The sequence below is a fragment of the Marinobacter sp. UBA3607 genome, from assembly GCF_002375525.1.
Taxonomy (GTDB): domain Bacteria; phylum Pseudomonadota; class Gammaproteobacteria; order Pseudomonadales; family Oleiphilaceae; genus Marinobacter; species Marinobacter vinifirmus.
Genome location: NZ_DFLY01000035.1, coordinates 81906 through 106434, shown reverse-complemented (window position 1 = coordinate 106434; position 24529 = coordinate 81906). Strand labels below are relative to the sequence as shown.

Below are 24529 nucleotides of genomic sequence, written 5' to 3'. Positions count from 1 at the left end.
GGCGCTCTCCGTTTATACCACTTCGAACAGGCCGGCTGCGCCCTGACCGCCGCCAATGCACATGGTGACCACCACATATTTGGCACCCCGGCGCTTGCCCTCAATCAGGGCATGGCCGGTAAGGCGGGAACCACTCACACCATAGGGGTGACCCACAGAAATAGAGCCGCCATTCACGTTCAGCTTTTCCATCGGAATACCCAGACGGTCGCGGCAGTAGACCACCTGGGATGCAAAGGCTTCGTTCAGTTCCCACAGGTCAATGTCGTCCATGGTCAGGCCGTTGCGGGCAAGCAGGCGTGGAACAGCAAACACCGGGCCGATACCCATCTCGTCGGGCTCGCAGCCCGCAACAGCAAAGCCACGGAAAATGCCCATAGGCTCAATGTTGTGCTTTTCGGCATAGGTGCTGTCCATGACCGTACAGACGGAGGCGCCATCAGAAAGCTGGCTGGCGTTGCCCGCGGTAACAAACTGGCCCGGGCCACGTACCGCGTCCAGTGAGGCCAGCCCTTCCAGTGTGGTATTCGGGCGGTTGCACTCGTCCCGGTCCAGGGTTACCTGTTTTTCGCTCACTTCACCGGTTTCTTTGTCTTTAACCAGCATGGTGGCGTCGAACGGCACGATCTCGTCGTCAAACTTTCCGGACTGCTGGGCCGCGGCGGTGCGCTGCTGGGAAATCAGTGCGTACTCATCCTGGGCTTCACGGCTTACGTTGTAACGCTGGGCGACAATATCGGCCGTTTCGATCATCGACAGGTACAGTTCCGGCTTGTTCTTCATCAGCCATTCGTTAGTAGCACGGAAGCCATTAAGTTTGTCGTTCTGAACCAGGGAGATGGACTCTACGCCACCAGCCACGATGGCAGGCACCTTCTCCGACATCACTCGCTGCGCAGCAATAGCAATAGATTGCAGGCCGGAGCTGCAGAACCGGTTAATTGACAGCCCGGCCGTAGTAACCGGGAGCCCGGCGCGAATAGCCGCCAGGCGTGCCATGTTCTTGCCCTGACAACCTTCGTGGAAGGTTGCGCCCAAAATGACATCTTCAACAATGGCAGGATCAATTCCGGCACGCTCAACGGCGTGCTGGATAACGTGCCCGGCCAGATCAACACTGTGCGTGTTGTTCAGGGCACCACGATAGGACTTGCCAAGGCCGGTACGCGCGGTCGAAACGATGACAGCATCAGACATAAGATGAACTCCTTATAATTATAGATCGCTGAACTTGCGGCCTTCCGCCACCAGCTTCTCGAGCAACGGCGCAGGCTTCCACTGCTCGCCACCCACTGTGTTGTTGTAGTTCTTCACTGCCGCCAGAATATTGTCCAGCCCAACCTGATCTGCCCAGAACATGGGGCCGCCACGATACGCGGGGAAACCATATCCGTAGATCCAGACCACGTCGATGTCCAGTGACCGGTCGGCAATGCCTTCATCCAGGATCTTCGCACCTTCGTTGACCATTACATACATGCAACGCTCAAGGATTTCCTGGTCGGTAACCTCCCGGGCTACGATCCCCTGTTCCGCGCGGAAGCTTTCAATCAGCTGTTCCACTTCCGGGTCGACAACCGGCGCGCGGCTACCTTCCTCATATTTGTATACGCCAGCCTGGGTTTTCTGTCCCAGACGACCCTGCTCAACCAGCTTGTCCATCCAACTGGCCGGCACATCTTCACCGGCGTTACGACGCTCTTCACGAATACGATAACCGACATCAATGCCGGCCAGGTCAGACATCGCAAACTGCCCCATCGGGAAGCCCAGATCTGTCAGCACCTTGTCCACCTGCTGCGGCGAGGCGCCTTCGTTAACCAACGCCATGGCCTCGGCACCGCGCTTGTGCAGCATCCGGTTGCCCACAAATCCGTGACAGTTGCCAACCATCACGCCGACTTTCTTGATCTGCTTCGCTACTGCCATGACAGTGGCTTTGACTTCGTCGGACGTCTTGCTGCCGCGAACATTCTCCAGCAGCTTCATAACGTTGGCCGGGCTGAAGAAGTGCATGCCCACAACGTCTTCGGGGCGTTTGGTAGCCGAGGCAATTTCGTCAATGTCGAGGGTGGAGGTGTTAGACGCGAGAATGGCGCCCGGCTTGCACACTTCATCCAGCTTGGCGAAGATCTCTTTCTTGACGGCCATGTTCTCAAAGACGGCTTCAATCACCAGGTCGACGTCGCGGAAGTCATCGTAGCTCAGGCTGGTTTTGATCAGCCCCATGCGTTCTTCCACCTGCTCTGCAGTGAGCTTGCCTTTCTTGGCGGAGTTTTCGTAGTTGCGGCGAATTACGGCAAGGCCTCGATCAAGCGCGTCCTGTTTGACCTCAACGATGGTGGCAGGAATGCCCACATTGGCGAAGTTCATGGCAATACCACCACCCATGGTGCCGGCACCGATAATACCCACACTCTTCACCTCACGTACCGGAGTATCCTTGGCCAGGCCTTTGACCTTGGAAACCTCGCGCTCGGCAAAGAACGAATGAATCAGGCCAGCACGCTGCGGCGATTCCATGCATTCCTTGAACAGTTCACGTTCACGCTTCAGGCCCTCGGCAAACGGCAAGGTGAAAGCTGCTTCTACGGCGTCGACACACTTGAAAGGAGAGAACAGGCCACGGGCTTTTTTGGCCAGACCAGCACGGAACTGGTCAAAGACATCGCTGCCCTTGTCAGCTTCAACCTTGTCGGCAATATCACGCACCCTGCGCACCGGAGCACCTTCAGCTGCCAGTTTCCGCGCATAGGCCAGCCCAACCTGGCGAATATCGTCACCGCCTTCAACAGCATCAACAATGCCCAGAGCCAGCGCGTCTCTGGCGCCTACGAAGTTGCCAGACGTAATCATTTCCAGTGCCTTCTGGGCACCCACAAGGCGAGGCAGGCGCTGGGTACCGCCAGCACCGGGCAACAGACCAAGCTTTACTTCAGGCAAGCCCACCTTGGCAGACGCCAGGGCAACCCTGTAATGACAACCCAGGGCCGTTTCCAGGCCACCGCCCAGTGCGGTGCCATGAATAGCGGCAACAATGGGCTTGTCGCTTGATTCATAGGCATTGATCACATCGGGGAGGCCCGGCTCCTGCAAAGGTTTGCCAAATTCGCGGATGTCCGCGCCAGCAATGAACGTACGGCCTTCACATACCAGCAGGAGGATATCTGCTTCTGCATCCTTCTGGCCCTGCTCCAGGGCGGAAACCAGACCGGCACGCACAGCATGGCTCAAGGCATTGACCGGCGGGTAGTTTACGGAAATGACACCAACATTCCCTTCACGGGTATAAGCAACAACCTCTGACATAATCTCCCCTCGCCTTTTATGAAATATGGTTTTATCTAGCGAAATCAATTAACGATTTAATACAAGTTTAGCCCTTATTTCAACCACCGTTTCGGTTCAGGCATAAAAAAACCGCAGACTTTCGTCTGCGGTTTTTTTATGCCTTTCTGTCTGATCCGGCCGGCTACCGGCAGCCTGGCCTAGACACCGAGCGATTCAATATCCCGGGCTAACATAGCCAGCTGGTGAGCATAGGAGTCGCGCAACTTGTCGCCAGGCACCAGGTACGACGGCGCCGCACAGGTCAGAACCATCGTAGTGCCATCCTGCAGGTGGATAGGTACACCGGCGGAGTTAATGTTCCGATCCCAGTCTCCCAGCGACAGGCAGAAACCGTGCTCCCGGTAATCTTCCATGGCCTGGTCCAGGCCTTCTTTAATTACCGGCCATTTTTCACCGTACTTCTTCGCCATGGCATCGTCGATCAGCTTGCGGGCCGGGTCGCTGATCGCGCAGTAATAGGCGCGCCCTGCAGAGGTTGTCGACATAGGCAGCTTCAGGCCAATATCCATCCGCAGGAGGGTTGCTTCAGGCGGCAGCCGGTTTTCTACATAAATCATGTGCAAGCGGTCGCGACAAGTCAGACCAACCGACATGTTGGTTTGCCGGGCGAACTCGTCCATGTAGGGCTTGGCCAGCTGACGCACCTTCAGGTTTGATACATAGGCGTAACCCAGAGCCAGCACGCCGGAACTAAGCTGATACTTTTCCAGCTGCTGGTTGTAGCCCAGATAACCCAGCTTGGTCAGCGTATAGGTCATGCGCGAAACGGTGGGCTTGGGAAGGCCGGTAATTCTGGCAATGTCCTGGTTGCCGAGTATGACAGACCCCTGACTGAACGCGCGCAGAACATCCAGCCCCCGGGACAATGCCTCCACAAACTTGCGATCCTTACCCGGCTGAACCGGCTCACCATCACCGGATGCCACTTGCAACTCCGGTGAGTTGTCCTGCTGTTTTTTTGCCATAACTTGCCTATTTCCTGAACTGCGTTGCCTGTCACGGATAGCCTGAAGAACCGTGGGCGTGAAAATTGGACACATTCTAGTCTATGAGAAACTCAAGAACCACAATCTGCCATCAAATTTCATGCCAGATTCGAAACACTGGCATTACCCGATGCCACGAAATAACCATGACGGAAACCCGGGCAACCTTTACCATAGTATAGCGATACTTTATTCTGCAATGCGGAACAAAGTCATATGCACGACAACAAACACTACTCAGGAGCATGTATGAAGGTACTTTTTGTAGCGGGCGATCCCAAACCAGAGCGCTGGACCGTACCTATCAAACAACTGCTACCAGAAGCAGACATTTATGTCTGGGATCCGGACGGCCCGGCGATAAATGCAGACTACGCCATCGTATGGCAGCCACCGGCACAACTGTTCGAGCGTGAGACCCACCTGAAGGCCGTTTTCAACCTGGGAGCCGGTATCGACGGATTGCTGAAAGTGCCCAACCTGCCGGCAGACCTTACCGTGGTAAGACTGGAAGATGCCGGCATGTCAGTACAGATGGCCGAGCATGTACTGCACCAGATACTGGAAGTCAGCCGGCAGATGGAGCTGTACCGGGAGCAGCAACGCCAGCGCCTGTGGAAGATACACCGCCCCATCAGCCGGAAAGAGTGGCCCATCGGCATTATGGGGCTAGGGCACATCGGCAAGCGTGTGGCCAGCACACTGGCAAGCCTGGACTATACGGTAAACGGCTGGGCCAGGAGTGAGCACACGGTAGAAGGCGTGCGCACCTTCGCAGGCAACGGGCAACTCAGAGAGTTTCTGGGGGCAACGCGAGTGTTGGTTAACACCCTGCCACTGACCAGCGAAACCGAAAACATCCTCAACTACGACCTGTTCAGCCAGCTCCAGCCGGGTGCGGTGCTGATCAACGTCGGCCGGGGGGAGCACCTCGTGGAAGAAGACCTGCTCAGAGCCCTGAATGAGGAGAAACTGCAGCGGGCCTCCCTGGATGTGTTCCGCAAGGAACCTTTGCCGGCTGGCCACCCGTTCTGGGAGCGAACCGACATCACAATCACGCCGCACATTTCGGCGCGAACTCTTCGGGATGCCACCCTGGAGCAGATCACCGGGAAAATCCGGGACCACGCCAGCGGGCGAGCCATCACAGGAATAGTCGACATAACCCGCGGCTACTAACCCGCAAGCCGATTCTGCCGGTCAGCCCGGGGCCGGCAGAATCACCGCAAACACCGCCAGCAATAACAGCAACAGCGGCACCACCAGCAAGACAAAAACACCGTTCCACTGAAAGGCCACTACGTTGCGGGAAACCTGACCAAACCGTGACAGCAACATCACCGACGGCCCGAACGGCGACACCATCATTGCCAGTGAGAAACCAATAACCAGGCCAATTGCCACCAGCATCGGGTCAGCGCCGCTAGCTACCAGTTGCGCAAGCATGCCGGACTGAACGCTGAGCACGGTAATCGGAATCACGCCCGCCATGGAAAACAAAGGCATGATTAACAAGCCAGCAGCTGCAATCAGGTAACTGCCCCACCCGCTCACCACAAGCCCGTCAAACAGATCTGCAGGCACCACAGTGGCAATCGACACCCCCAGCATGGCCGACCCGGCAAAGATCGCCATCTCGTTGGACATCACCGCCAACTGCCCTACCCCTTCTGCCAATGCCGCCACCGGAGAGCGTTCCTGCAACAACATATAAGACAAAGTGACAGCCGGAACAGCCAACATGGCAGCCACCGACACCTTCACGCCCGCCAAGGCAACCAGCAAAGCCATACAGGCAAACACCACCAGAACCAGAAGCGTCAGTTTGCCCGTTCCTTCTGGCCAGCCGTCGAGCGCAACCCGTTCACTACTGATTTCCCGGAAGCGCTGCCTTTCCAGCACCCAGCCAACCACGATCATCAGTAACGCTGCGACAAAACCAAAAGGCAAAAGCGAAGACCAGCTCAGCTGCGGCAGCTCCCGGGTCAGAATGGCCACCGCCACACTGGTGGGTGCCACCAATGGCACCAGGGCAAACCCCCGCAAGGCGCTGATCAGCACGCTCCTGAGCCACTGCAGTCTTGCCGCGCCCTCTATCCCCCTCTCCTTCAGGCTATCCGCGAGTGTGCCACATAGAAGGCTCATCATTCCGAAACTGAGTACCGAAGCAATACCGCAGCTCACCGCCGCATACTTTGGGTATAAAAGGGATACCCGACCCCCGAGCAGCACATCGTGGATACGCCTGAGGACTTCAAAGCGGCGCACCAGGCACTGCATCATCCCCAGGCTGCCCAAAAACGCCGAATAGAACGCTGCATCCGACAACGCATCAAGGGCACCGTCCATTCCGAGACGGCCGGTCACAAACAAACCAGCACTAAACGTGAGGGAAAGCAGGAACAACGTCCTTGCATAGACCTGAAGGCGCATCGCGCCCAGAACAAACACCAGGATGAATACCAGCCCGGCAGAGGCGCTAAGGGCTTTGCTCTGCAGACAAATCGCGACAAGCTCCATGACCACGGCACAAGCCAGCAGCCAGCGAAGAGTTCCATTCATAAACCAGTCAGCCACCAATGATGAACAATTCTTGCAATTGAGATAGACCCAGATTAGTCTTTTCCAATATCATTTACAAAACTATATTCCGCAGTTCGGAATTACCTAACCATAATCGATACGGCAATTCTTATGAACGCATACATCTATGATGGCTTGAGAACACCATTTGGGCGGCATGCAGGCGCCCTGGCCAAGGTTCGCCCCGACGACCTGCTGGCCGAGGTCATTCGCGCACTCATTGAGCGCAACGCCTTTGCTCCGGAGAATTATGAAGACGTGATTGCCGGCTGCACCAACCAGGCCGGTGAAGATGCCCGCAACCTGGCGCGGCACGCCGGACTGCTGGCAGGCTTGCCGGTTGAAACCGGTGGCCAGACCGTTAACAGGCTGTGCGGCTCAGGCCTTGCCGCCATCATCGATGCTGCCCGCGCTATCCGTTGTGGCGAAGGCGACCTGTTCGTAGCCGGCGGTGCCGAGAGCATGAGCCGCGCGCCGTTTGTGCTGGCCAAGTCCGAATCACCTTACAGCCGTGAATTCCGCGCCTTTGACAGCACCATTGGTGCCCGCTTCCCGAACCCGCTGATCGAACGCCAGTTCGGCTCGGACACCATGCCGGAAACCGCAGACAACATCGCACGCGAGCTGAACCTGTGCCGACTGGAAGTGGATCGCTTTGCCGCACAAAGCCAGGCCCGCTATGAAGCCGCCCGCCAGGACGGTTTTTTCAAAGACGAGATCCTGCCCATTTCGGTGCCTCAGGGGCGCAAGCAACCGCCACTGACCGTGCAGGACGACGAGCATCCAAGGCCTACATCCAACCTCGAGGCGCTGTCCAATCTTCGCTCGCTGGCTGAAGATGGCGTGGTTACTGCCGGCAACGCCTCCGGCGTGAACGATGGCGCTGCCGCCCTGATTATCGGCTCCGAAGAAGCCGGCAAGCGGGCTGGCATCCAGCCCCGCGCACGTATCGTATCGGCTGCCATCGCCGGCGTTGCGCCCAATGTAATGGGCTACGGCCCGGTTCCGGCAAGCCAGAAAGCCCTGGCCCGGGCAGGCCTGACACTAAAAGACATGGATGTAATCGAGATCAACGAGGCGTTCGCCGCCCAGGTTCTCGGTTGCACCACCAAACTGGGAATCGATCCTTCCGATTCCAGACTCAACCCGAACGGCGGTGCCATCGCCGTGGGGCACCCTCTTGGCGCTTCCGGCGCCCGGATTGCCCTGACGGCGGTACGCCAACTCGAACGTACCGGTGGCCGTTACGCTCTGATCAGCATGTGCATTGGTGTAGGCCAGGGCATTGCTGCTGTAATTGAACGGGTTTCCAACTAACTTTTCAGGAGAACAACAATGGCTTCCGCACCTTGGGACGACCTGCTGAACTTTGAATCACAACTGGACGAAACCGAGCGTCAGGTACGCGACAGCATTCGCAGCTTCTGCGATAACCGTCTGATGCCCGGCATCGTCGAGGCAAACCGCCACGAAAAATTCGACCGCAGCATCTTCACCGAAATGGGTGAACTGGGCATGCTGGGTGCCACCCTGCCGGAAGAGTACGGCGGCCCCGGCCTGAACCACGTGTGCTACGGCCTGATCGCACGGGAAGTTGAACGGGTAGACTCTGCCTACCGCTCGGCCCTGAGCGTACAGTCTTCACTGGTGATGTACCCGATCTTCTCTTACGGCAAAGAAGAGCTGAAAAAGCGCATTCTGCCGAAACTGGCCTCTGGCGAGTTTGTTGGCTGCTTCGGCCTGACCGAACCCAACCACGGCTCTGACCCCGGTGGTATGGAAACCCGCGCCAAGAAAGTTGACGGCGGCTACCTGCTGAGCGGCTCCAAGACCTGGATCACCAACTCCCCGATTGCCGACGTTTGTGTGGTCTGGGCCAAGCTGGACGGCGTGGTAAACGGCTTTGTGATCGAGCGCGAAGGCGCCACGGGCCTGGAAACCCCGAAGATTGAGGGCAAGTTCTCGCTGCGCGCCTCCGACACCGGTTCTATCTTTATGGACGAAGTCTTCGTTCCTGAAGAAAACCGCCTGGAAGTTGAAGGCCTGAAAGGCCCCCTGAGCTGCCTTACCAAGGCTCGCTACGGTATCAGCTGGGGCGCCCTGGGTGCCGCGGAATTCTGCTGGCATGCAGCCCGCAACTACACCCTGGAGCGTAAGCAGTTTGGCAAGCCCCTGGCCGCCAATCAGCTGATCCAGAAGAAGCTGGTAGACATGCAGACTGAAATCACCCTCGGCCTGCAGGCAGTACTGCAGCTGGGCCGCATGATGGATGCCGGCATTGCCACCCCGGATTCCGTTTCCCTTCTGAAGCGTAACAACTGTGGCAAGGCCCTGGACATCGCCCGGGTAGCCCGCGACATGCACGGTGGCAACGGTATTGCCGATGAATACCACGTTATCCGCCACGTCATGAACCTGGAAGCGGTTAACACTTACGAAGGCACCCACGACGTCCACGCCCTGATTCTGGGCCGTGGCCAGACCGGCATTCAAGCCTTCAGCTGATCCCTTCGGAACAGCACCCCTGAACCCCTCTACGGAGGGGTTTTTTGTGCCCGGCGTCCGAGGCCTGCGCTTCGCGCAGGCATAAAAAAGCCCCGGTGTGCAGCGCACCCGGGGCAAGCGATGAAATACCTGATACTCGTTTTAACTCAACGGAAATCGCTGATCAGAATGACAGCCTGGCGGAAGCCATTACCTGCTCATACTGCTGGCTGCCGCTACCTGCGATCTCGCCAAAGTCCCAGTAGGCATACTCAAGACCCAGAGTCAGGTTCTTATGAGCGGACCACAGCAGGTTGGCGTGGACTGAGGTGGAGGAGTCGAAATAGCTGAGAGTCCCTGCAGGAGAGAAGTCCAGATCGTCCACAATCTCGGTATGGGAAACCGTCAGGTTACTTCTCCAGGTTGAATTCCAGAAGTGACGGTAGGCCGCAGTGACCCCGTAGGTATTCAGCGGCTCAACCTTTCCGGCCGCCTGCTCAGCCCGATCCACATCCGGGTAGGTGAACAGCCCCATGTAACGGCCAAGCGCTCCATAGCTGTATTGCAGACGCAAGTCATCACGCCCAAACGTAGGAATACGGGCACTCAGAGATACAGCACCGGCTGCCTTGGTGTCCTCCGCAGCATCATCTTCCAGGTGGCGCAGCAGGGCCGCAACAGAGTAGAAACCGTAGTTGCCGCGAGTCTGATAGCGCGCTACGAGATCCGGATAGGACTGATCGCCATAGGATTCAGAGCCAAAACCATCTTCCGGGTTTTCGAGGGCGACCATCAACTTGCCACCCGGAGCTGACATGTTATAGCGGAGCATCGGCTGTCGGGCATAGATAAAGGCAGCCTGTTTACCTTGGTTCAGAATCTCTGGCAATGCAGCCAGATCGCTAAAGGTTGTGTAGGTCTGGCCAAAATCCCAACCATTCCAGGAGCCATACGCCTGCCGAAAGCGCGCATTATAGCCGTTTGTGACAACTTCATTGCCGGGAGCATCAGCCGCGGTGTTGAAATCCATTTCGATGTACGTGGTCAAATCATGGCCGGCAACATCCTCGGTCTTGGTACCAATGCTGATACGAGATTCACGGACAGAGAAGCCTGTTTTCCAGTCGCTTTCACCTTCATTGGCCGCCTTGGCAAGCGTCCGGGGCAAACCAATGGAGTAACCGTTGCTGATTCCATTACCGTTGGATCCGAAAATCACATCGGCCTTGATGAACCCGCCAAATGTAATCGTGGTATCACCAATCTTCATCCCATCGCCTTCACGTAACAGATATGGGTTGTCGTTCCGCGCCTCAGGGGCAGTCGACACATGACTTTCCAGAACCTGGATGCGCTCACGCAGCTCTTCCAGCTCTGTGTTGCTCTGCGCCTGGGCAGTTACCGAGCCAAGCATCAGCAGAGGTGCACCCGCCAGGGCTACGGCGCGGACCAGCGGATGGGTGGCAAAACGGGTTGTTGTTGTTGTCATCTTGAAAAACCTCGCATCGGAGTTGGTTAGCGTCTTTATTGTTAAATCTACGGGACTGGCACATACCTTCGCGCAATAATTCCGCACAGCGGAACTGCTGGTTATTTGCATTTCATTATGCAGTACCATCTTCCGCGACGACGAATATAGATGAAGAATTTTAGATCAACAAGTCCATTTATCTTTTTGCATGTCTACAACGATGCATTTTTTGACAGTTGATTCCGTTAGCATTGACATCCACCGTTTGGTTGATGGATCATGGAACAATTCTGCTATGCGGTATACATTTTCGCTAAGAGCACGGTGAGGGTTACCTATGAACATGAATTACACAGCCGAGGAATTGGCTTTCCGCGATGAAGTTCGCGCATTTCTGGATGCCAAGCTGCCTGAAGACATCGCAGCCAAGGTGAAAGGCTTTCGCAAGCTGAGCAAGGAAGACCACCAGCGGTGGCAAAAAATTCTCAGCGAGCAAGGCTGGTACGCCACGCACTGGCCGGAACAGTACGGGGGTGTCAGCTGGACACCGGTCCAGAAGCACATCTGGGATGAAGAGTCCTGCCGTTACGGTGTGCCCCGCTCCATTCCCTTCGGCGTAAATATGGTGGCCCCGGTCATCATCAAGTTCGGCTCCGAAGAACAGAAGCAGCAGTACCTGCCCCGGATTCTGAGCGGCGAAGACTGGTGGTGTCAGGGTTATTCCGAGCCGGGCGCCGGCTCTGACCTGGCTTCCCTGAAAACACGGGCTGTACGCGAAGGCGACCATTACATCGTTAATGGCCAGAAAACCTGGACCACGCTGGGCCAGCACGCCAACATGATCTTCTGCCTGGTTCGCACCAACACAGAAGTGAAGGCGCAGGAAGGCATCTCATTCCTGTTGATCGACATGAATACCCCGGGCATCACCGTTCGTCCGATCATCACTCTGGACGGCGAGCACGAAGTTAATGAAGTCTTCTTTGAAGACGTGAAGGTTCCGGCCGAAAACCTGGTAGGTGAAGAAAATAAAGGCTGGACCTATGCCAAGTACCTGCTCACCTACGAGCGCACCGGCCTGGCCGGCATCGGCCTGTCCAAGGCAGCGCTGACACACCTCAAGCAGCTGGCCAGCCGTCGGGTGAAGAACGGCAAACCCCTGATTCAGGATCCGACCTTCAGCCAACGTATCGCGCAGGTCGAAATCGACCTGATGGCAGCAGCGATCAGCAACCTGAGAATTGTTGCCTCGGTAGAAGGCGGCGGCGTTCCGGGAGCGGAAAGCTCTATGCTGAAAGTGCGCGGCACCGAGATTCGCCAGGCCATCAACGACCTGGCACGCCGGGCGATCGGACCTTACGCCATTCCGTTTGTTGAAGAAGAGATGGACCAGGCCTATGACGGCGAATTCTTGTCTGACCCAGATGCTGCGCCCCTGGCTGCCCATTACTTCAACAACCGCAAGCTGTCTATTTTCGGTGGATCAAACGAGATCCAGAAGAACATCGTTTCGAAAATGATTCTGGGACTTTAAGGAGGCGACCATGGATTTCCGACTCAACGAAGAGCAGCAAATGCTGCAGGACACCGTGGCTCGTCTGGTTCGCGGTGAGTACAGCTTCGAAAAACGGCTGGAATACAGCGAATCAGAGCTTGGCTTCAGTGAAAGTTTCTGGAAGCAACTGGGCGAACTGGGCCTGATGGCGGTGCCATTCCCCGAGGAACTCGGCGGCTTTGGCGGCACCGGCGTTGAAGTTCAAAGCGTGATGACCGAGCTGGGCCGCGGCCTGTGCATCGAGCCGTACCTTCAATCTGTGGTTCTTGGTGGCGGGCTAATTAGCCAGGCCGGCAATGAACAGCAGAAAGAACAGTGGCTGGCCGGCATTGCAACAGGCGAAACCCAGGTAGCCGTTGGCCTGCAGGAGCCCCAGAGCTTCTACAACACAAATGACGTAGAAACCACCGCCGAGAAAGCCGGCAGCGACTATGTTCTTAACGGTCGCAAAGCGGTCGTAATCGGTGGCCATAGTGCCGACCTGCTGGTGGTTTCTGCCCGCACAGCCGGCAACAGCCGTGATGCCGCTGGCATCAGCCTGTTCGTCATCGACGCCAATGCTGAAGGCCTGGATCGTCGCAGCTACCCGACCATCGACGGCGCGAAGGGCTGCGATCTATTCCTGAACAACGTCAAAGTCGGCGCAGACGCTCTGCTGGGCAACGAAGGTGAGGCTGCCGATGTTATTGAATACCAGGTTGGCCGTGCCATTTCCGCTCTTTGTGGTGAAGCTGTCGGCGTTATGGAAGTCGCCTGTGACCTGACCCTGGACTATCTCAAACAGCGCAAGCAGTTTGGTGTGCCCATCGGAAAGTTCCAGGTGCTTCAGCACCGGATGGCCGACATGATGTCCGAACTGGAGCAGGCTCGTTCAATGGCCATCCTTGCCGCCAGCGTGGCTGATGAGCCTCAGAGTGACGAGCGCCGCCGGGTAATTGCGGCCGCTAAAAACGTAATTAGTCGTAGCGCCCAGTTTATTTCCGAGAAGGGCATACAGTCCCACGGCGGTATTGGCATGACCTGGGAATACAACTTTGCCCACTACGCCAAGCGCCTGGTGATGATCAACCACCAGCTGGGCGATGACGATTTCCACCTGGAGCGCTATGCCGCCCTGCTGGAAGCCAACTGATACTGAATCAGTGAACCTTGGGTCTGCCTCCACATTCAGTCAGGACCCTCTTTCGGGGTGGCCTATGCCACCCCTTTTTTATGCCCGGAATGACCTTGAGTAATCATTCTCTGCGGAGGAACAATCATGACAAAAAACCACCCGGACGAAATGCAGGCTGATCTGAGAAAAGCCGAATGGAAAATAAGAACCGAACTGGCTGCCGCCTATCGACTGGTAGCCCTTTTTGGCTGGGACGACCTGGTGTTTACCCACCTGTCGGCCCGGGTGCCCGGCCCGGAGCACCACTTTCTGATCAATCCCTATGGATTGCTGTTCCATGAAATGACCGCCTCATCCCTGGTGAAAGTCGACCAAAATGGCGAAGTCGTGGAGGCTGGCGGGCTGCGCAGGGTTAACCCGGCGGGGTTTACCATCCACAGCGCCGTACATATGGGGCGCGAAGATGCCGGAGCCGTCATGCACCTGCATGCAGCAGATGGTGTTGCGGTATCAGCCCACCGTGATGGCCTCCAGCCCCTGAGCCAGACCGCCATGCTGTGCCTTGGGCACCTGAGTTACCACGAATATGAAGGCGTAGCGCTCAACCTTGATGAGAGGGAGCGCCTGATCCGGGATCTGGGTAACAAATCCATGATGATCTTGCGCAACCACGGCATTCTGACCGTGGGCCGCGATGTGCCGGAAACCTTCACTTACCTCTACTTCCTGATGAAGGCCTGCGAGATACAGGTAAAAGCGCAGAGCTGTGGCCCGGTATATATGCCCACCCAACAGGCTATCGACACCACGGCGGATCAATCAGGCTCACTCGGCAAGGCAGCAAAGCTTACCTGGCCCGCCCTTCTGAGACTGCTTGATGCCAGGTCTCCTGGCTACAACGTTTGAGCCCTTCATCAATCCACTATCAGGAAGGTCCTATGATTACTGTTGATATTAATGAACTGGCAGCCTATCAGGGCATGCTGATTGGCCACAGCCCCTGGGTAACCGTGAGCCAGGCCATGATAAACGCCTTTGCCGAAACCACCGGCGACCATCAGTGGATCCATGTGGATGTCGACCGGGCCAGCCGGGAGTCACCCTGGAAGAGCCCGGTAGCCCATGGCTACCTGACGGCATCACTGATCCCCAAGCTCAACAGCGAGGTCATCAAGGTGACCGGTACTTCAGCCACCATCAACTATGGCCTGAACAAGCTGCGTTTTCCGGCGGCGGTGAAGGCTGGCTCGGATATCCGGTCCCGGGTTGAGCTGGCATCCCTGAAGCAGGTGGATGATCACCGCCTACTGGCCACCTACCAGACCGTGGTGGAAATAAGGAACGAAGACAAGCCAGCCTGCGTACTGGAAAATCTGGCCATGTACGTGGTCTGAGTTTTCCGGTCAGTGCAAAAAGGCGGCAAGCCCTGAGGGTGGGGGGGGGAGCCGCCTTCCTAACTTCCAGTGTTGTGCAGGCTACTTCTGCCACTCCAGCTCCTGAAGCGCCCGCCACATCAGCTTTCCGGTCGGTGATTTTGGCAACTCATCAACAAATTCGATGATGGTTGGCACCTTGTAGGCCGCCATTTGCTCCTTACACCAACTGATGATGTCGTCCTTGGTTGTTGTGCTTTCAGCCTCAGGCGTTAGTACAATACAAGCCTTGACCGTTTCACCACGCTTGGGGTCCGGGGCAGAGATAATGCAGACTTCGTGGATGGATGGGTGACGGTACATCAACCCTTCTACCTCAGACGGCCAGACCTTGAAGCCAGACGCGTTGATCATGCGTTTGACCCGATCCACCATGAAGAAATAGCCGTCTTCGTCGTAGTAACCCAGGTCGCCGGTACGGAAGAAACGCTTGCCATCGATTTCGACGAATGAAGCCTCGGTATCCACCGGGCGATTCCAGTAGCCCAGCGTGACCTGAGGCCCGCAGGACACGATCTCGCCGGTCTCTCCCACGCCTTTTTCTTCAAGTGTGTCGACATCGATGATCCGGCTATCAACATCGAATACCGGAATCCCCAGGCATTGCGGTTTAGGGTTGTTACCGGGGTTGATGTGGGTAGCTGCCATGGTTTCAGACAAACCGTATCCTTCAATGTAATCAAGGCCTGTCAGCTTTTTGAGCTTTTCCGCCACCGCAACAGGCATCGCGGCACCACCACCCCCGATCATGTTCAGGCTGCTGATGTCGTAGCTACCCAGCTCCGGGTTTGACAGAAAATCCACCGCCATAGTGACGATATTGGTCCAGCCGGTAACCTTGTAACGCTCAATCAAACGTGCCGCTGTGGTTCTGTCCCAACGGGTCATGATGACAGAAGTGGCACCGCAGAATATGGGACCGTTCATGGAGCCAGTCATGCCGGTTACGTGGAAGAACGGCAGCGTGGATAGCTGAACACTATCCGGAGTGGACAGATTCCAGAATACCCGGTGCACGGCTGTCGCCATCACCGACCGGTGAGTGTGCATGCAGCCCTTGGGTGCCCCGGTGGTACCGGAGCTGTACGGAATAACGGCAAGGTCATCCGGGCCGGCAGTATGTTCACCGGGCTTGTGTCCGGCTTCCAGGGCCGCCTCCCAGGTAACCACTCCCGGTATATCCCTGGACCACGCGGGCGCAGCAACTTCAGCCGGCAACGTCAGGTCGGTTTCCGGATTAATGTAGGTGTTGTAAGACGCAACAATCACTTGTTCCAGGTTGGTCTCACCAATCAACGGCGCGATGAAGCCCGCCAGTTCCTGGCCCGCCATGCAAACCGTGGAGCCGGTATCCGAAATATAGTGCTCAAGCTCCGCCGCGCGGTTCATGGGATTCACAGGAATAACCACGGCATCGGCCCGCAGGATGGCATAGTAGGAGATCACATACTGCGGGGAGTTCTGCATATAAAGCAGGACCCGATCACCCTTCTTGACCCCCTGGGCATGCAGGTAACCCGCCATAGTATCGACTTCTCGCTTAAGCCGGGCATAGGTCATGGGCGCATCGTAGAAAACGATGGCATTGTGGTCCGGATAACGCAGTGCCGAGACTTCCAGGTTGGTGTACAGACTGGTTTTCGGCAGGGTCATGGTTTTGGGCAGATCTTTCGGCCAAACCTTGTAGTGGCGTGTAAACATATTCTTGTTCTCCCCCTGGGTTAATTCAGTCAATCGCTTGAGCGGACAAATCAAAATAATCAACAGCCCCGGGCAAGGGCTCATCATGGCGTAACGGTGAAATGGCAACGGCTTTTTCACGAAGTACGGTCACATCCGCATCCGGCGCCACAATGTGGCGTGAGCTCCGGTCAAAACCAAGCCACCAGTAAGGCAGGCTGCGCGCATCACGGCCTGCGACCAGTGTTGGCTTCTGGATAGAGCCGTTGGACTGCCGACACCATCGGGCTGCGGTAATATCGGCCGCTTCACAGGCTGGAAAGTTCACATTCCACGCCAGAACCTGGCCGGGGCGGTAAAGTCTGCGAATGACAGCTTCAGCAAAGGTTTCCACCGGCGACCAGCGCACGTCGTCCCGGTTCAGGTAAGCCTGGCTCAGCGCAATGGCCGGAATGTTCATGTGGTGTGCACTCAGTACCGCACCAACGGTACCGGAATACTGGACCGAATCACTGATGTTCGCACCGCAGTTTACGCCGGAAAGCACCAGGTCTGGCGGTGTTTCCCCGAACCACTCGGCCAGGGAATACAACACGCAATCGGCCGGCGTGCCAGACACCGAATAACGATTAGCCCCAACCTGGTAAACCCGTAACGGACTGTGAATGGATATGCTCTGGCCAGCTCCGCTGCGATCATGTTCCGGCGCCACAACCCAAACCTCATCAGCCAACCGCCGGGCAATGGTTTCAAGGATCGCGATACCCGGCGCATTGATGCCGTCATCGTTGGTAATCAGAATTCGATTGGCAATCTTGCCCTGCATTATCGCTTCTCCGCTCATGGCTTCCGGCCTTCACAAGCGATTTGCCAGCCAATATCCGCCAGCAGGCTGGCACGCTTGCCAACTTCCAGCGCATTGGCGTTGGCAGCATTGCCATCCAGGGCCCGCTTGTACACACCCTGAAGAATGGCTGCCAGCCGGAATAACGAAAACGACAGGAATACGTGCCAGTCATCAATGCCGTCTCTGCCGGTTTGCGCGCAGTAGCGGGCAATGGTTTCCTGCTCGCTTGGTATACCAAGCTCCTGCAGATCTTCGCCATTCAGGCCACGCATACCGGGCATATCAGCAGGCAGGTGGTATGGCAGGCAGTAATAGGCAAGGTCTGCCAGCGGATGCCCGAGAGTCGACAGTTCCCAATCCAGGATCGCGATTACTTCCGGGCGATCCGGTGCCAGCATCAGGTTGCCAAACCGGTAGTCACCGTGGGCAATCGAAGTCTCGTCCCTGGCCGGGAGGTTCTCCGGCAACCAGGACATCAGTTTGTCCATGGCCGGCAGGTCATCCGTCCGGGATGCGAGATATTGCTTGCTCCAGCGAGCCACCTGGCGGGACACATAACCCTCCGGGCGGCCGTAATCTGCCAGTCCAATAGCGTTGACATCCACAGAGTGCAAAGCTGCCAGCGTGTCGATAGCTGAGTGATGAGCCCTCATTCGCTCTTCACGCTCCAGCTCTTTGAGTGCTGAATGGGAGTGAATCCTGCCTTCCAGAAAATCCATCACGTAGAAGGGAGTGCCAATGACCTCACTGTCTTCACACAGTACGCGAGCATTGGGTACCGGAACGGATGTGTGTTCAGCGAGCGCGCGCATAACGCGGTATTCCCGCTCCACCATGTGAGCCGAAGGCAGCGTCTTTCCCGGGGGCTTCTTCCGCAGTACATAACGCCTGTTGCCGGTATCCAGCAGAAAGGTGGGATTGGATTGCCCGCCCTGAAACTGCTTCACGTCCATCTGGTTACCGAAGTCCGGCAATGCCTGCTGAAGCCAGTTGAGCAGGCGGGCTTCATCGAATTTGTGGGCTGGCAGAACCGCTACCAGCTCTGGAGTCATGCTCATGATTATCTCTTGTCGTTATGTTCTGATAACCCCTGGCGCCAGACAGGGCCCGGCGGCAGGGGTGTTGCGGTTTCCCGGTATCAGCAGATGGTTTCACCACCGTCGGCAACAATCACCTGCCCGGTAATGTAGGCACTGGCCGGGGTCGCCAGGAAAACAGCCAGGCCGGCAATATCGATCGGATCACCGATGCGCCGAAGCGGGGTTTTGTCTTCTGCCCGCTTTACGCGAACCGGGTCTTCCCAAAGCGCCTTGGCAAAATCGGTCTTGATCAGGCCCGGCGCAATGCTGTTCACACGGATACCCTTCGGCCCCCACTCAACGGCCAGGTTGCGTGCCAGGGCAGCTTCTGCCGCCTTGGACACACCGTAAGTGCCGATAGTGGTGTTGCCGCGAATACCGGCAATACTGGACAGCAGCACCACAGAACCTGAGCCCTTTTCGGCCATCTGTGGCAGCACCATATTGGTGAGCCAGAAGGTTCCCTTGACGTTGGTGTCCATGATCTTGTCCCAGGCGTCGTCGGTCATCTCAGCGGTCGGACCATAAACCGGGTTGGTCGCGGCGTTGCAAACCAGAACGTCGATGGTGCCCCAGGCTTCGTTAGTTTTGTCGACCAGGTTTTGCAGGTCCTCCTTCTTGCCGACGTGACAAGCGATGGCCATGGCATCAAAGCCCTGGGCCCGCATTTCACTGGCTACCTGTTCACAGGCTTCCGCCTTACGGCTGGATATCACAACCCGGGCGCCACAGCGGGCCATTTCTTCGGCAATGGCCCGGCCAATGCCCTTGGTGGACCCTGTGATAACAGCCACTTTCCCGGTCATATCAAATAATGGATTAGTCATTTCCGAATCCTTATTACTCTGGGTAACAGCTGTTTCAGCGGTACTGACGCAATTCAAGTTTGGCGACGGAATCCAGGTGAACCTCATCCGGGCCGTCTGCCAGGCGCAGGGTACGGACTTTCGCCCAGGCCGACGCCAGGAAGGTGTCCTGGCTGACGCCAGCACCACCGTGCACCTGAATTGCACGATCGATAACTTTCAGGGCCATGCTCGGGGCAATCACCTTGATCATGGCAATTTCCTGACGGGCCACTTTGTTGCCTACGGTATCCATCATATGGGCAGCCTTGAGGGTCATGAGGCGAGCTTGCTCGATGTCGATGCGACTACGGGCAATGTCTTTCCGGATGGAATCAAATTCGGACAGCGGGCGACCAAAGGCCTCACGGGCATTCGCGCGCTTGCACATCAGCTCCAGCGCACGCTCGGCGACACCGATGGTGCGCATGCAATGGTGGATACGGCCCGGCCCGAGGCGCCCCTGGGCGATTTCAAAGCCGCGACCTTCACCCAGCAGGATATTACTGACCGGTACACGCACGTTGTCGTAGTGAATCTCGGCGTGGCCGTGCGGCGCATGGTCATAACCGAATACCGTCAGCGGGCGAATCATTTTCACCCCGGGTGCATCCAGTGGCACCAGAATCATCGACTGCTGCTGGTGCTTGGGAGCGGTGGGATCGGTTTTGCCCATAACGATGGCAATCTTGCTGGTGGTGGTCATGGCACCTGAAGACCACCACTTACGACCGTTGATAACGTACTCGTCACCGTCCCGACGGATCTCGCAAGCAATGTTGGTTGCGTCAGAGGAAGCGACGTCCGGCTCTGTCATGGAAAAGCAGGAACGGATTTTTCCATCCAGAAGCGGCTTCAGCCACTGTTCCTGCTGTTCCTCGTTACCGTAACGGGCAATGGTTTCCATGTTGCCTGTGTCCGGCGCGGAGCAGTTGAATACCTCGGGAGCCATCTCGGAACGGCCCATAATCTCGCACAGGTGTGCGTACTCGAAGTTTGTCAGCCCGGCACCCAGATCACTTTCTGGCAGGAACAGGTTCCACAGCCCGGCAGCCTTCGCTTTTTCTTTCAGCTCTTCAATGATCGGAACCGGTGCCCAGCGGTTCTCCGCGGTTGCCACCTGATGGTGATGCTTTTCTTCATTCGGGTAGATATAGGCATTCATGAACTCGGTTAATTCGGCCTGCAGTTTCTTGGCCTTGTCAGACAGCTCGAACATATCCGTTTCCTCTCTGTTCAATTATTTGCGACTGCTACTAACGCCGGCAATCGCTTTAGCAGGCATTCAGACGGGAACGCCTTCAGGTTTCTCACTACCAGAACGTATCCGGAAAGTGCCCTCACCGATTGCAAGCAGGTTGCCCTGCTCGTCGTGAACTTCACCGGTACTGTTAAAAATCCTGCTTCCACCCGCGCGCTTACGACCGGTCACCCGGATTACGCCTCCGGTGCACTGCCCGGTAAACGTGGTGGTCAGCGAAAGCGTAATGGCTTTGCGCATGCGCCCGGGGTATGGGCAGTATGTGCCGGCTTCGGCCATGGCAATATCCAGCAGGGAGGTCAGTACTCCACCATGGATCACACCACCCAGATTCAGGTGATCCGCCTGGATTTCCAGCTCGATCACGGCCTCGTTTTCTTCCCACGATACCTGCCGGTAGCCCAGCATGTTGTGAAAACCCGGCAAGTCTTTGCCACCGGTAATGTGCAGACTACTGTTGCTCATCAGACTTTCATTCCTGGCAGGTTGAGGGACGCTGTGTTGCCGCCATCAACGGCCAGGGCCTGGCCGGTAATGTAACTTGCATCGTCACTGGCGAGAAAAAGGATGGCGGCAGCAATTTCCGCAGGATCGCCATAACGGCGCAACTCACAACGGGAGCCGAGCTTGTGGGCCTTTTCGTGTGCCCGGGCATAGTCAAAGACTTTCTGGGTCATACCGGTTTCAACCAGCCCGGGACAAACTGCGTTTACCCGCACGTTGTCCAGCCCCAGGTCACAGGCTGCGGTCATGGTCAGGTTGATCACGCCGGCCTTTGATGCGCTGTAGGCATTGCCTCCAGCCCCCGAACGAATACCGGCAACCGATGCGGTATTGACAATGCTGCCCTTCTTGCGGGCCTGCATGTGAGGTGCAACGTGCTTTATCGTCAGCATGGTTCCCAGCAGGTTTACAGCGAGCACTTTCTCCCACTCGTCACGACTGTTCTCGGTGACCGGCGGATGGGCTCCGGAAATACTGGCGATACCGGCGATATTGCACAGCACATCAATCTGGCCAAAGGTCTTCATGGTTTCGGCTACCAGGGCAGTTACCGCAGCCTCATCCGCAACATCTGCCACCCGACGCAGCACAGATACACCATCGGCCATCTGATTCTCGGTTTCGAGCAAGCCGCCCTCGGCGACATCAACAAGCACAACGGATGCCCCTTCGCGACCCAGCCTGAGTGCGGTTGCCCGCCCGATACCACTTCCGGCCCCGGCGACGATTGCCACTCGCTGATCAAATCGCCCCATGAAATTCCCCCTCGCTAACATGATTTATTTTTGTGTGTTCTATTTTGCTTTCCAGATAATTTGTCACGCACAACGGTTATGAGTCAATATAATTGGAAGTTAATTTCATCTAGCAAAACTACAACATCAAAGGATGACAAAATGAAAACGCGATTTGACGAAATGCCCGTATACGCTCCCACTGACTCCGGCGAAGCCATGGAGGCCATCGGTTTTCGTATTCAGGCCTTTGCCAGCGGACAAGGCGACAAGACCGCAATCATCGACGAAAAGGGAGCACTCAGCTGGGCCGGCCTGCTGCATGAGGTCAACCGCATTGCCAACAGGCTGCGACAAGCCGGCCTTAAAAAAGGCGACTGCGTTGCGGCCTTGTCGGAAAACAGCAGGGAAATGGTGGCCCTCTATCTGGGAACCCTGGTGGCGGGTGGCTGCATGGTACCGCTTTCCGGTATGGCCAGCGGCGAGTCCCTGGCTCTGATGATTCGTGACTGCGGCTCCAAATTCCTGTTCGTTTCCCGTAAAAACCTCGATATCTGGGCAGAAGCGAGCCCCCGGGCCGGCCTGAATGAGGATGAGGTGATTGGGCTGGACAACGATGCCGCCGGGCAGCACCTGAAGGACTGGCTGGGCTCGATTCCCGCCGAGCCAGACCCGGCGCCGGTAACGCTGAACGATCCGTTCAACATCATTTACAGTTCAGGCACGACCGGAACTCCCAAGGGCATACTCCACGACTACCGCTTCCGCCAGCGACAAATGGTCAGGATGAGCCGGTTCGGGCTCAACGGTGAAGCCATTAACCTTGTATCGACACCAATGTACTCCAACACCACCCTGGTATCGGTGCTACCGACCATTTTCTATGGCGGCACCCTGGTGCTGATGGCCAAGTTTGATGCCCGTCGCTTCCTTGAACTGGCAGAACAGCACAAAGTCACCCACGCCATGCTGGTACCCGTGCAGTTTGAGCGCATATTGGCGGTTCCGGACTTCGACCAGTTTGACCTTTCAAGCTTCAAGCTCAAGCTCTGTACCAGTGCACCGCTACGGGCCCATGTGATCGCCGAAACCATGAAACGCTGGCCAGGCAATATCCGGGAGGTTTATGGCCTCACAGAAGGCGGCATTTCCACCAGCCTCGACTGCGCTGCCTATCCGGACAAGTGGGATACCGTCGGACTGCCCACCGAAGGGGCTGAAGTAAGGGTGATCAGCGAGGATGGAAAGGAGCTGCCCCAGGGTGAGATCGGCGAGATTGTCGGGCGCGCGATTTCCATGATGCGGGGTTACGTAAACCGCCCGGAGCAGACCAGGGAGATGCTGTGGCAAAGCCCCGACGGACTTACCTTTTATCGCAGCGGCGATATGGGCCGCATTGACGAAGACGGCTTTGTCCATATTCTCGACCGCAGGAAAGACATGATTATTTCCGGCGGCTTCAACATCTACGCTGTAGACCTGGAAAAAGTCGTCCTCAGCCATCCTGCGGTAACCGATGCTGCGGTTATCGGCATACCCAGCAGCCAATGGGGCGAAACTCCCCTCACTCTGGTGGTAAAGAAATCCGGATGCCAGGAAACAGAAGAGGAAATCCGGGACTGGGCCAACCAGCATCTGGGCAAGACCCAGCGCCTGAGTGCCGTAGAGTTCCGACAGGAACTGCCTCGCTCTACCATTGGCAAGGTCTTGAAGCGGGAGCTAAGAACGCCTTACTGGGAAAACAGCGCCGGTTAACGGCGCTGCATACGATTCAGGGCATCACGGCAGTCATCGGAACGCAAGCGCTCACTGAACACACCGCGCTCCCGCTCCAATGCCTGCTGCACCTGGTCGCGCCATGGCGCCTTCATTAAACGCTTGCTGGCCCGCAATGCCTCTCGGGGCTTTTCTCCCAGCCTGCCCGCCAGGGCCAGGGCCGAATCCACAGCCTGCCCATCATCTACCACCCGGCTTACCAGGCCACACTCACCGGCCTGGGTGCCATCCAGGGTTTCACCAAGCAACAGCAATTCAGCAGCCATACGAGAGCCAAGGTGCAATGGCATGGTCACAGTTGAAGCAGCCTCCGGCACCAATCCCAAATCGACAAAGGCAGTTTTGAACCTGGCCGAGCGCCCCGCAAACACGCTGTCGCAATGGAGCAACATAGTGGTGCCAATACCAATCGCCAACCCTTCCACCGCCGCTATCACCGGAGTATCACAAGCCATCAATTCTTCAATGAAAGCAAGGCCGGCAGAGGGTTTCGGGTTTTCGTCTGTAGCCCGCGCCCGGAAATCATCAAGATCGTTACCGGCGGTAAACACACCTTCAGCACCCGAGATGACGACGGCATGCACGTTCTGGTCAGAACTTGCCTCCAGCACATAACCTGCCAGCTGCTCATACATGCTTCGGTTTAGGGCGTTCTTTTTATCCGGACGATCTATGACAAGATGGATCGTTTTTTCTTGGCTATATTTCTTAATCATGTACATCTCCTGGGTGTCGCCCTCCCCCTCTGAAACAGGAGAAAAACGTCCTATTGCAAATGGCAAATCTTGTGATAAAGTCGAACAACAACAGTTCACGGTGCAGTCTT

21 protein-coding genes are annotated in these 24529 nt (G+C 56.8%); 8 read left to right on the top strand and 13 right to left on the bottom strand.

Features of this window, described 5'->3' with window-relative positions:
• Positions 1-12: 12 nt before the first annotated feature.
• The 3 genes from B2589_RS13970 to B2589_RS13960 all read right to left on the bottom strand — a co-directional run bounded on the left by B2589_RS13970 (position 13) and on the right by B2589_RS13960 (position 4316).
• A complete protein-coding gene (locus B2589_RS13970; RefSeq protein WP_058091205.1) occupies positions 13-1197 on the bottom strand; it encodes an acetyl-CoA C-acyltransferase in 1185 nt (394 codons plus the stop codon).
• Positions 1198-1215: 18 nt separating this feature from the next.
• Entirely contained in the window at positions 1216-3309 is a 2094-nt protein-coding gene (locus tag B2589_RS13965) for a 3-hydroxyacyl-CoA dehydrogenase NAD-binding domain-containing protein (protein WP_058342389.1), read from the bottom strand.
• A gap of 179 nt (positions 3310-3488) precedes the next feature.
• Complete coding sequence (locus tag B2589_RS13960; protein ID WP_058091207.1) at positions 3489-4316, bottom strand: IclR family transcriptional regulator; 828 nt, start codon at positions 4314-4316, stop codon at positions 3489-3491.
• Between the two features lie 270 nt (positions 4317-4586).
• Between B2589_RS13960 and B2589_RS13955 the strand changes: the two genes are divergently transcribed.
• Complete coding sequence (locus B2589_RS13955; RefSeq protein ID WP_058342388.1) at positions 4587-5516, top strand: 2-hydroxyacid dehydrogenase; 930 nt, start codon at positions 4587-4589, stop codon at positions 5514-5516.
• Between the two features lie 21 nt (positions 5517-5537).
• On the opposite strand, the gene B2589_RS13950 is transcribed toward B2589_RS13955, so the two are convergent.
• Positions 5538-6899: a hypothetical protein gene (locus B2589_RS13950; protein WP_286816997.1), complete on the bottom strand. Its 1362-nt coding sequence runs from the start codon at positions 6897-6899 to the stop codon at positions 5538-5540.
• A gap of 132 nt (positions 6900-7031) precedes the next feature.
• Between B2589_RS13950 and B2589_RS13945 the strand changes: the two genes are divergently transcribed.
• Both B2589_RS13945 and B2589_RS13940 read left to right on the top strand, forming a co-directional pair.
• A complete protein-coding gene (locus B2589_RS13945) occupies positions 7032-8237 on the top strand; it encodes a 3-oxoadipyl-CoA thiolase (RefSeq protein WP_058091209.1) in 1206 nt (401 codons plus the stop codon).
• An 18-nt stretch (positions 8238-8255) separates the two neighbouring features.
• Positions 8256-9425, top strand: a complete 1170-nt coding sequence (locus B2589_RS13940) for an acyl-CoA dehydrogenase (protein ID WP_286714092.1) — start codon at positions 8256-8258, stop codon at positions 9423-9425.
• A gap of 163 nt (positions 9426-9588) precedes the next feature.
• On the opposite strand, the gene B2589_RS13935 is transcribed toward B2589_RS13940, so the two are convergent.
• The gene (locus tag B2589_RS13935) at positions 9589-10893 is read right to left on the bottom strand and encodes a DcaP family trimeric outer membrane transporter (RefSeq protein ID WP_286816996.1); all 1305 of its coding nucleotides are present in this window, start codon (positions 10891-10893) and stop codon (positions 9589-9591) included.
• Between the two features lie 319 nt (positions 10894-11212).
• On the opposite strand from B2589_RS13935, the gene B2589_RS13930 reads away from it, so the two are divergent.
• The 4 genes from B2589_RS13930 to B2589_RS13915 all read left to right on the top strand — a co-directional run bounded on the left by B2589_RS13930 (position 11213) and on the right by B2589_RS13915 (position 14938).
• Positions 11213-12409 carry an acyl-CoA dehydrogenase family protein gene (locus tag B2589_RS13930; protein ID WP_199457880.1) on the top strand — a complete coding sequence of 399 codons (1197 nt, stop codon included), beginning with the start codon at positions 11213-11215 and terminating at the stop codon, positions 12407-12409.
• Positions 12410-12419: 10 nt separating this feature from the next.
• Positions 12420-13562, top strand: a complete 1143-nt coding sequence (locus B2589_RS13925) for an acyl-CoA dehydrogenase family protein (protein ID WP_286816995.1) — start codon at positions 12420-12422, stop codon at positions 13560-13562.
• Positions 13563-13688: 126 nt separating this feature from the next.
• Entirely contained in the window at positions 13689-14450 is a 762-nt protein-coding gene (locus B2589_RS13920; protein ID WP_286816994.1) for a class II aldolase/adducin family protein, read from the top strand.
• A 32-nt stretch (positions 14451-14482) separates the two neighbouring features.
• Positions 14483-14938, top strand: a complete 456-nt coding sequence (locus B2589_RS13915; protein WP_058342383.1) for a MaoC family dehydratase — start codon at positions 14483-14485, stop codon at positions 14936-14938.
• A gap of 81 nt (positions 14939-15019) precedes the next feature.
• On the opposite strand, the gene B2589_RS13910 is transcribed toward B2589_RS13915, so the two are convergent.
• The 7 genes from B2589_RS13910 to B2589_RS13880 all read right to left on the bottom strand — a co-directional run bounded on the left by B2589_RS13910 (position 15020) and on the right by B2589_RS13880 (position 21948).
• Entirely contained in the window at positions 15020-16678 is a 1659-nt protein-coding gene (locus tag B2589_RS13910; protein WP_286816993.1) for a long-chain fatty acid--CoA ligase, read from the bottom strand.
• Positions 16679-16703: 25 nt separating this feature from the next.
• A complete protein-coding gene (gene surE / locus B2589_RS13905) occupies positions 16704-17501 on the bottom strand; it encodes a 5'/3'-nucleotidase SurE (RefSeq protein ID WP_286816992.1) in 798 nt (265 codons plus the stop codon).
• A complete protein-coding gene (locus tag B2589_RS13900) occupies positions 17498-18562 on the bottom strand; it encodes a phosphotransferase (protein ID WP_094624521.1) in 1065 nt (354 codons plus the stop codon). Before B2589_RS13900 ends, surE begins: the two co-directional genes overlap by 4 nt.
• 80 nt (positions 18563-18642) lie before the next feature.
• The gene (locus B2589_RS13895) at positions 18643-19410 is read right to left on the bottom strand and encodes an SDR family NAD(P)-dependent oxidoreductase (protein WP_031210154.1); all 768 of its coding nucleotides are present in this window, start codon (positions 19408-19410) and stop codon (positions 18643-18645) included.
• Positions 19411-19444: 34 nt separating this feature from the next.
• Positions 19445-20647, bottom strand: a complete 1203-nt coding sequence (locus tag B2589_RS13890; protein ID WP_094624520.1) for an acyl-CoA dehydrogenase family protein — start codon at positions 20645-20647, stop codon at positions 19445-19447.
• Between the two features lie 66 nt (positions 20648-20713).
• On the bottom strand, positions 20714-21154 hold the full coding sequence (locus B2589_RS13885; protein WP_286816991.1) for a PaaI family thioesterase: 441 nt from the start codon (positions 21152-21154) through the stop codon (positions 20714-20716).
• Positions 21154-21948 carry an SDR family NAD(P)-dependent oxidoreductase gene (locus tag B2589_RS13880; protein WP_286816990.1) on the bottom strand — a complete coding sequence of 265 codons (795 nt, stop codon included), beginning with the start codon at positions 21946-21948 and terminating at the stop codon, positions 21154-21156. Before B2589_RS13880 ends, B2589_RS13885 begins: the two co-directional genes overlap by 1 nt.
• Before the next feature lie 141 nt (positions 21949-22089).
• Here B2589_RS13880 and B2589_RS13875 point away from each other — a divergent pair, with 141 nt between their 5' ends.
• A complete protein-coding gene (locus tag B2589_RS13875) occupies positions 22090-23682 on the top strand; it encodes a class I adenylate-forming enzyme family protein (RefSeq protein WP_286816989.1) in 1593 nt (530 codons plus the stop codon).
• Here B2589_RS13875 and B2589_RS13870 read toward each other — a convergent pair.
• Positions 23679-24485 carry an enoyl-CoA hydratase/isomerase family protein gene (locus B2589_RS13870; RefSeq protein ID WP_349678057.1) on the bottom strand — a complete coding sequence of 269 codons (807 nt, stop codon included), beginning with the start codon at positions 24483-24485 and terminating at the stop codon, positions 23679-23681. The two genes, B2589_RS13875 and B2589_RS13870, sit on opposite strands and share 4 nt — an antisense overlap.
• Between the last annotated feature and the right edge of the window lie 44 nt (positions 24486-24529).